The 7,836-nt window shown below is 57.7% G+C and carries 7 protein-coding genes; 1 reads left to right on the top strand and 6 read right to left on the bottom strand.

The annotated features are described in order from the left end of the window. A partial coding sequence (locus tag ACESNI_RS17725; protein ID WP_373089442.1) for an enoyl-CoA hydratase-related protein occupies window positions 1-386 on the top strand: 386 nt, incomplete at its 5' end. Between the two features lie 58 nt (window positions 387-444). On the opposite strand, the gene ACESNI_RS17730 is transcribed toward ACESNI_RS17725, so the two are convergent. The 6 genes from ACESNI_RS17730 to ACESNI_RS17755 all read right to left on the bottom strand — a co-directional run. Next, window positions 445-2,460 (bottom strand): biotin carboxylase N-terminal domain-containing protein, encoded by a 2,016-nt coding sequence (locus ACESNI_RS17730; RefSeq protein WP_373089444.1) that lies wholly within the window; start codon window positions 2,458-2,460, stop codon window positions 445-447. Window positions 2,461-2,468: 8 nt separating this feature from the next. Further along, window positions 2,469-4,076 carry an acyl-CoA carboxylase subunit beta gene (locus ACESNI_RS17735; RefSeq protein ID WP_373089446.1) on the bottom strand — a complete coding sequence of 536 codons (1,608 nt, stop codon included), beginning with the start codon at window positions 4,074-4,076 and terminating at the stop codon, window positions 2,469-2,471. Continuing rightward, complete coding sequence (locus tag ACESNI_RS17740; protein ID WP_373089448.1) at window positions 4,073-5,476, bottom strand: phenylacetate--CoA ligase family protein; 1,404 nt, start codon at window positions 5,474-5,476, stop codon at window positions 4,073-4,075. The genes ACESNI_RS17735 and ACESNI_RS17740 overlap by 4 nt, the downstream gene beginning before the upstream one ends. Before the next feature lie 11 nt (window positions 5,477-5,487). Beyond that, a complete protein-coding gene (locus ACESNI_RS17745; protein WP_373089450.1) occupies window positions 5,488-6,648 on the bottom strand; it encodes an acyl-CoA dehydrogenase family protein in 1,161 nt (386 codons plus the stop codon). A gap of 31 nt (window positions 6,649-6,679) precedes the next feature. Next, entirely contained in the window at window positions 6,680-7,459 is a 780-nt protein-coding gene (locus ACESNI_RS17750; RefSeq protein WP_373089452.1) for an enoyl-CoA hydratase/isomerase family protein, read from the bottom strand. Beyond that, window positions 7,456-7,836, bottom strand: a 381-nt coding sequence (locus ACESNI_RS17755) for an acyl-CoA dehydrogenase family protein (RefSeq protein ID WP_373089454.1), incomplete at its 5' end; no start/stop codon positions are given. The genes ACESNI_RS17755 and ACESNI_RS17750, both read right to left, overlap by 4 nt.

The raw sequence follows: 7,836 nt of genomic DNA on the forward strand, positions 1-7,836 counted from the left end.
CGCGTCTTGGCGTCGCCGCCGGGGACGTCGCCGCGATCATCTGGCCGCTTCTCTGCGGCATGGCCAAGGCGAAATATTACCTGCTTACCTGCAAGCCGGTAACCGGCGAGGAAGCCGAGCGGATCGGTCTCGTCTCCCTGTGCGTCGAAGACGATGAGTTGCAGGAAATCGCCCTTGGGATTGCCACCGATCTTGCCAATGGCGCCCAGAGTGCGATCCGCTGGACCAAATATTCTCTCAATAACTGGCTGCGTCAGGCGGGCCCAATCTTTGATGCGTCAACGGCGCTGGAGATGCTGGGCTTCATGGGGGAAGACGTGAAAGAGGGCGTTGCCTCGCACCGTGAAAAACGCAAACCGGTTTTCCGTAAAGACTGCCCGATTTAAGCGGCAAAAAAACGGATGGTTCATAAAGCCCGGGAATTGCTGGTCAATTTCCGGGCTTTTATATGTCCGCCTCTTCCATCTCCATGATCTCGACAATGGCCTGACCCCGGTCAACCATGGTCCCCTCGGTAATCGAGATATTCGTCGCTCGGCCGGGGGCGGTTGCCTTTATCGAAATTTCAAGCTTCATGGATTCCAGAATGGCAACGGTGTCACCAGCCTCGATCTGATCCCCTTCGGCGATCAGCAGCTTTATAATCATGCCGGTAAGCGGGGAGGTGAGCGTGCGATCAATCGCCGCCAAACCCGCGGCAAAGGCGAGCGGCGGGGCCGCCTCAAACAAATGACATTCATCCGCTGTCCTGATCTCAATCAGGTTTTGCCGCACATTCGCGCTCACCATCCGGCTTTCATTCTCTGTGGTTATGCGCCATTGGCCTGAGCCTGTTTCGATCACGGACAGGGTGAGCGCAGTGCCCTCCGCATCAAAGACAACGAATTTTCCACCCGTCCGGATCGGTGTGACGAGATATTCCTGTCCGCCTGTCCCGGGCCGGGAAAGTGTTACGCGCTGACCGGCCTCGGCGCGGGCATCGTCAAGCCCGAGCTGCCAGCCGGTAAAAATTTCGCGATTACGCCAACTGTCGGAATCACCGGTGCAACGGTCCCGCATAAGAAAAAGGACAGCGGCCACTGCCTCCCAGAGGAGGGCATGACCAGTCGCCGCCGGCGTAATCAGCGCGTCGATATTGGCATCAATCCAGCGCGTGTGGACCTTCATCTCGCCGAAACTATCATTGCGGACAAGATTGGCGAGGAATTCACGGTTGGTGTCGACACCGGCAATCCGGGTGAGATCAAGAGCCCGGGCAAGGCCAGCGAGCGCCGCATCGCGATCAGGCGCATGAACAACCAGTTTAGCAATCATCGGGTCATAATAGGGGCTGATGACATCGTTTTCGTCCACGCCACTGTCCGCACGAATGTCCTCCGGCAGAGTCAGCAGGGTAATCTGCCCGGTGGAGGGAGCGAAGCCGGATTTCGGATCTTCCGCATATAGCCGGGCCTCGATCGCATGGCCAGTGAGGGTTATATCTTCCTGGATCAGGCCAATTCCCTTGCCTTCGGCAATCCGGATTTGCAGGGCAACCAAATCGAGACCGATAACAGCCTCTGTCACCGGATGCTCGACTTGCAGGCGCGGGTTCACTTCAAGGAAAAAATACGCGTCCCCGGCAATCAGAAATTCCACAGTGCCAAGGCCACGGTAGGACAGGCTTTCCCCGAGCCGGACCGCATCCGCAGCCATCCTGGCGGTGATATTCCGGGAGAGGGCAAATGCCGGGGCCTCTTCAATGACTTTCTGGTGGCGGCGTTGCAGGGTGCAGTCTCGCTCAAACAGGTGCAGAACCGTGCCTGTTCCGTCACCGACGATCTGGATCTCGACGTGCCGTGCATTGGCAAGAAAGCGTTCCAGGATAAGTCCTTCGGAGCCAAAGGTTGAGTGGGCCTCTCGCAGCGCAGCCTCAATATCCACGGTGAGTGTATTGGTATTCTCGACCAGCCGCTGACCACGTCCGCCGCCGCCGCCGACTGCTTTCAACAGGACCGGCAGGCCCATTTTCAGAACCTCGTCATAAATTACCTGAGGGTCAGATTTGACGCCCGGCGCGCCGGAAATCACAGGGACGCCGACCATGACGGCGGCCTCCTTTGCGCTTGCTTTGTCGCCGAAGCGTTCCAGCGTTTCGGCTGTTGGGCCGATAAACAGCATTCCCGCGGCCTCCACCGCGCGGGCGAAAGCGGGGTTTTCAGAAAGGAAACCATAGCCCGGATGAACAGCGTCCGCGCCGACGGCTTTGGCGGCACTCAGAACCGCGTCGATATTCAGATAGCTTTCGCTCGCCGGGCCTCTGCCGATCAGGATAGAACGGCCAATTTCGCGCACATGTCGGGCATCTGCGTCCGCCTCGGAATGAACGGCGACCGGCGTAATTCCGAGGGCGCGGGCGGTCCGGGCAATCCGGCAGGCAATTTCACCGCGATTGGCAATGAGCAGGGTCTTGATCTTCATTTCATTCCTCAAAAGCGAAAAACGCCGAAATTTGTGTCAACCTTCGGGCGCCGCGCGGCGACGTCGAGCAGGAGGGCGAGAACGTCGCGGGTTTCCGCCGGCTCAATGACCCCGTCCACCCAGAGGTTGGACGCAAAGTTATAGGCGTCCTGAAAGGTTTCGTATTCTTTGCGGATCGGGGCCTTAAAGGCCTCTTCCTCTTCGGCTGTCCAACTGGTGCCTTCACGCTCGTTTATTTGGGTCCGCACCTGCGCAAGAACGCTGGATGCCTGTTCCGGCCCCATGATCGCCGCACGCCCCGTCGGCCAGGCAAACATGGCATCGGGCTGGAACGGACGGCCGAGCATGGCAAGGTATCCGGCCCCGTAGGCGCCGCCGGTTATCACTGTGTATTTCGGCACCCGGGCCGAAGACATGGCGGTGATCATCTTGGCGCCTGCCTTGGCAATGCCGGCCTGCTCGGCCTCGCGCCCGACCATGAAGCCATTAACATCGGCAAGGAACAGCAGCGGGATATCGCGCTGGACACAGAGATTGATGAAATGGGCGGCCTTTAACGCTGATTCCGTAAACAAAACACCGTCATTGGCAAGGATGCCGATTTCATGACCATGGATACGGCCCCAGCCGGTCATCAGGGTTTCGCCATAGAGCGGTTTGAATTCATGAAACTCGCTGCCATCCAGCAACCGGGCCAAAACCTCGCGATTATCGGTGGGCACTTTTGCGTCCCGGCTGACAATGCCGTAAATTTCCTCAACCGGATAGGCGGGTGGTTGCGGAGGCGCAGCGGTTTTACGAGAGCCGGCGGCTTCGCCTAGATGCTCGACAATTTCGCGGGTGATGGCAAGTGCATGAGCGTCGTCCTCGGCCAGATGATCGGTGACGCCAGAGATTGAGGAATGCATTTTTCCGCCGCCGAGGGTTTCGGCATCGATCTGCTCCCCTGTTGCTGCGAACGTCAGTTCCGGTCCGCCGAGATACATGAAGCCCTGACCGCGGACGATCACCACCTCATCGCACAGGGACGGGATATAGGCGCCACCTGCTGTGCAAGGACCCATGACAACGGCGATCTGCGGGATGCCATCGCCGGACATGCCGACCTGATTATGGAAGATCGAGCCAAACTGGCCTTCATCGGGGAAGATATTAGCCTGATCGGGCAGGAAGGCGCCGCCGGAATCAACCAGTGTTATCACCGGCAAACGGTTATTCCAGGCGATCCGCTGCGCCCGCACATGCTTTTTGGTAGTCATGCCGAAATAAGTGCCGCCCTTGACGGTCGCATCATTGGCAATAATCATGCAATGCCGACCGGCCACCATTCCGATCCCGGTAATGATGCTCGCGCCTGGCGGCACACCCTTGTATTTACTTAATCCGGCGAGTTCCCCTAGTTCCAGGAAAGGCGAGCCGGGATCGATGAGCCGCTCAACTCGTTCGCGTGGCAGCATTTTGCCCTTGTCAATATGACGGGCTCGGACCTTTTCCGGTCCGCCGAGGCGCTGCAGCCGACGGAGTTCGTGAAGCTCGGCGATCTTGCCGCGATAAAAGGCGTCGTTGGCACCGAAATTCTCCGCCGCCGTATTGAGGGTCGATTTTATCACTGTCATGAGAGGCCGGGATCTTTGCGTAAGGTGAGGGCGACTTTCGCGGCGCCGGGTTTTTCGAAGGAATTTGCAGCGACAATGCGGACATCTGCCTTGAAGGCGAGCGAATCACGCAGCCGCGCCGCAATGGATGTTTTAAGCTCAGCATCCCTGTCGGGGGATCGGTTGGCCCCTCGCTCAACAATGATTTTCAGCGCCGTCTGAGAGGTATGCCCCTCAAAATCCGCCAGCACGCGCATGACGCCGTTGGTTTCGGGCACCATTTCCCCGATAATGCTCTGGATGGCCGAAGGAAAAACATTGGCGCCCCGGATAATAAGCATATCGTCAGTGCGACCGACGCAGCGGATTTTTGGGCCTGTGCGGCCACAAGAACAGCTTGTGCCCAGAACCTCGACATGGTCGCCGGACCGAAAACGGAGGAGCGGGCTCGCTTCGCGGCCGATGGCGGTATAGATCAACTCGCCTTCCGCGCCATCCTCAAAGGGGATAATTGCGCCGCTGTCGGGATCAAGCAATTCGGTGATGACATAATCCATAGCGAGCATATGCATGCCCGACTGTTCATCACATTCCGCCCAGTAGGTGACGGCGATGTCAGTGCCGCCCAGCAATTCGGTACATTTTACCCCCCAAAGCTGCTCGATCCGCTCGCGGATTGCCGGAATGCCACCGCCGGGCTCACCGCCGACGATAATTCGCTCGATGCCAAGTTCATGTGCCTCAACCCCGAGAATTTCCTTGGCCTTTTCACCGAGAAACAGCACAAAGTTTGGCGCGCCGATGAGACAGCGCGGCCGAATATCCGCCGCTGCGCGAAGCAATCTGTCCGCGCCGCCGTCGGCACCAATGGGAATATCGATCGCGCCCATATATTGCAACGCCTGCACAATCGGGATGCCGCCGACGAACCCCTTGGCGAGGGAAAAGGCATGCAGCACGGCATCGCCGGGACGGATGCCATTGGCGAAGAAACAGCGCGCCGACATCTCATGCCACATTTCCGCGTCTCGCTCCGTCAGGGCAACATAGGACGGACTTCCCGTCGTGCCGGAGGAGGCCTGCATCTGGATAACGTCCTTGATATCGGCCGCGAGATGAAGCCCAAAGGGCTGCTTGGCGGCCAGGCTTTCGCGGATATCGGTCTTCAGCGTGAACGGAATTTTCTGCAAATCAGCGATGGTGCGAATATCGTCAAAGGAGATTCCAGCATCGGCGAATTTCTTCTGATAGAAAGGAGAGCGCTCCTTCAGGTAACCCAGCTGGGCGACAAGCTTCTTCTCTTGCAATTGTCGGATGTCCTCAAGGGGCATGCGTTCGACCGGATGCCAGCAGTCAGCATCCTTTTTTTCGACGGCATCTGCGCGTCGAAAGCGCATTCCGAACTCAGTAGAAGTTGTCATTTTCCTCTCCGTCAGTAAGATCGCGGCATTCCCATGACCTTCTGGCCGATATAACTCAGGCAGAGCTCGCGATTGACCGGTGCTGTTCTGAGGAGCCGCACCATCGGATACATCTCGTACAGGCCAGTATCTTCGGTAAAGCCAGAGCCGCCATGGGCCTGAAGGGCCGCATCGACAGCCTCTATCCCGGCTTCGGCGGCGGCATATTTCGCCATGTTCGATGATTCGCCGGAGGGTAGGCCATTGTCAAATTCCCAAGCCGCACGGCGGCACATCAGACTGGCCATTTCGATATTCGTATAGGCTTTTGCCATGGGGTGCTGAACGCCCTGATGGGCTCCGATCGGCTGACCGAAGACATTCCTTTCGGAAGCATATTCAACGCCCCTGTTCAAGGCAAACCGGCCGATCCCGCAACAGAGCGCCGCGAGAATGATGCGTTCCGGATTGAGCGTGTCAAACAGGATGGAAAAGCCATTGTCGATTTCGCCGACGACATCTTCCGGACCGAGGTCGACATCATCGAAATACAGCGTCCATTGTTCCTCGGTCAGCGGGATCGAGATCCTGACCCGTTGCATCTCAATGCCCTTTTTCTTGAGATCGACGGCAAAAAGCGTGAAGCCGTCCGTCTTCTTCGCCACCTTGTCGAGAGCGGAGGTGCGGGCGACCACGAGGCAATAGTCAGAAACGTCTGCGGCGGTAATGAATGTCTTTTCACCGGAGAGGGAAAAGCGATTGCCCTTTTGCTTCGCCATTGTCGTCATTTTCATCGAATTTGATCCGGCCCCGGCTTCGGTGATCGCGAAGCAGAACTTGATATCCCCGCGGCAAGCGGCAGGCAAAAGCTCATTTTTGTGAAAATCTGACCCGTTCCGGGCGAGTTGGGGCAATGACATGCAGGGGCCAATGACGATCGAGAGAAGGGGGATGCCATGGTTTCCCGTTCCCTCCATAAACAGGGCCATTTCCGTCATGCCGAGGCCGGATCCGCCATATTCCTCCGGTATCATGATGCCGAGAAAACCGTCCTTTGCGATTTTATCGAACATCTCGCTTGGAAAGGCCCCGCGCTTGGCATGGTCGCGCCAGTAAACATTGTCATAGCTTTGCGCCAATTGGCCGCCATATTCATATATCTGCCGCTGTTCATCGTTCAGATTAAAATTCATCTCAGATCCCTCCTGGTTCCGCGCTGGCGGTTTATTGTTTAAATTTCGGTTTGCGGCGGTTTTCAAAAGCATCGAGTCCCTCGGCGACGTCGCTGTCCTGCAGGTGGCGGACGGCGGCATCGCGCTCAAGACGCAGGCCTTGCTCAAGAGACATTTCAATGCCGTCCCGGGCCAGCCGTTTCATTTCAGCGATGCCGCGGCGCGATCGGGTGGCGACAGTCTGGGCGTAGTCGAGAGCCTTCGAGTGCAGTTCGTCATCTTCCACCAGATAATTGACAAGGCCCGCCTCTTTGCCCTCATCTGCACTCAGCCAGCGGGCCGAGAACATGAGGTCGAGGGCGCGCCGCATGCCAATCAGGCGAGTTAGACGCTGGCTGCCTCCCCAGCCGGGGATCAGGCCGAATTCCGCATGCTGATCGCCGAATTTTGCGCTTTTGCCAGCGAAACAGATATCCGCCGACAGCATCAGTTCCGTGCCCCCCGCTAGGCAAAGCCCTTGAACCGCAACAATAACCGGCAGAGAACATTTCTCAAGCCGACTAAAGGTTCCCATGCCGCTGGCGATAAAATCATCAAGGGCGTCGGCATTGGTCATGATGCCTTTGACCTCGTCAAGATCGGCACCGGTGCAGAAATGCTTGCCGGTTGCCCGGATCAGCAGGGCGCGAATCGCTGAATTCGCTTCAAAATCCACCCGCGCCTTGTCAATAAGTCCATGCGTTTCCCTCGACAGGCAGTTGAATTTTTCTGGGCGGCTCAACTCGATGATGCCGACAGCTCCCTCGCTGTATGTTGTGACAGGGGCGCTCATACTGTGCTGCCTTGCGGGCGCTTGTCATATTGCAGGGCGACGCGCCCGACCTTTTCACGGGCAATGACCAGCTTCTGGATTTGTGCTGTCCCATCGCCGATTTGTAGGCCAAGCACATCGTTATAGCGCTGATGAAACGGCAGATCCGTTGTGTAGCCATAGTGACCATGCAGGATCAGGCACTGATGGATAATCTCGCAGGCGGTTTTCGGCACGAACCATTTGCACATGGCGGCCTCGGCGGTGTGAGGTTTGCCGGAATCGCGCAGGCTCAAGGTATAATAGCAAAGCTGACGCATCATCGTCAGCTGTGTCTCGGATTCGGCAAGAGAGAAGCTAACGCCCTGAAACGGGGCGATCGGCGTGTTGAACGCCTC

The organism is Sneathiella sp. (assembly GCF_041689005.1).
Taxonomy (GTDB): Bacteria; Pseudomonadota; Alphaproteobacteria; order Sneathiellales; family Sneathiellaceae; genus Sneathiella.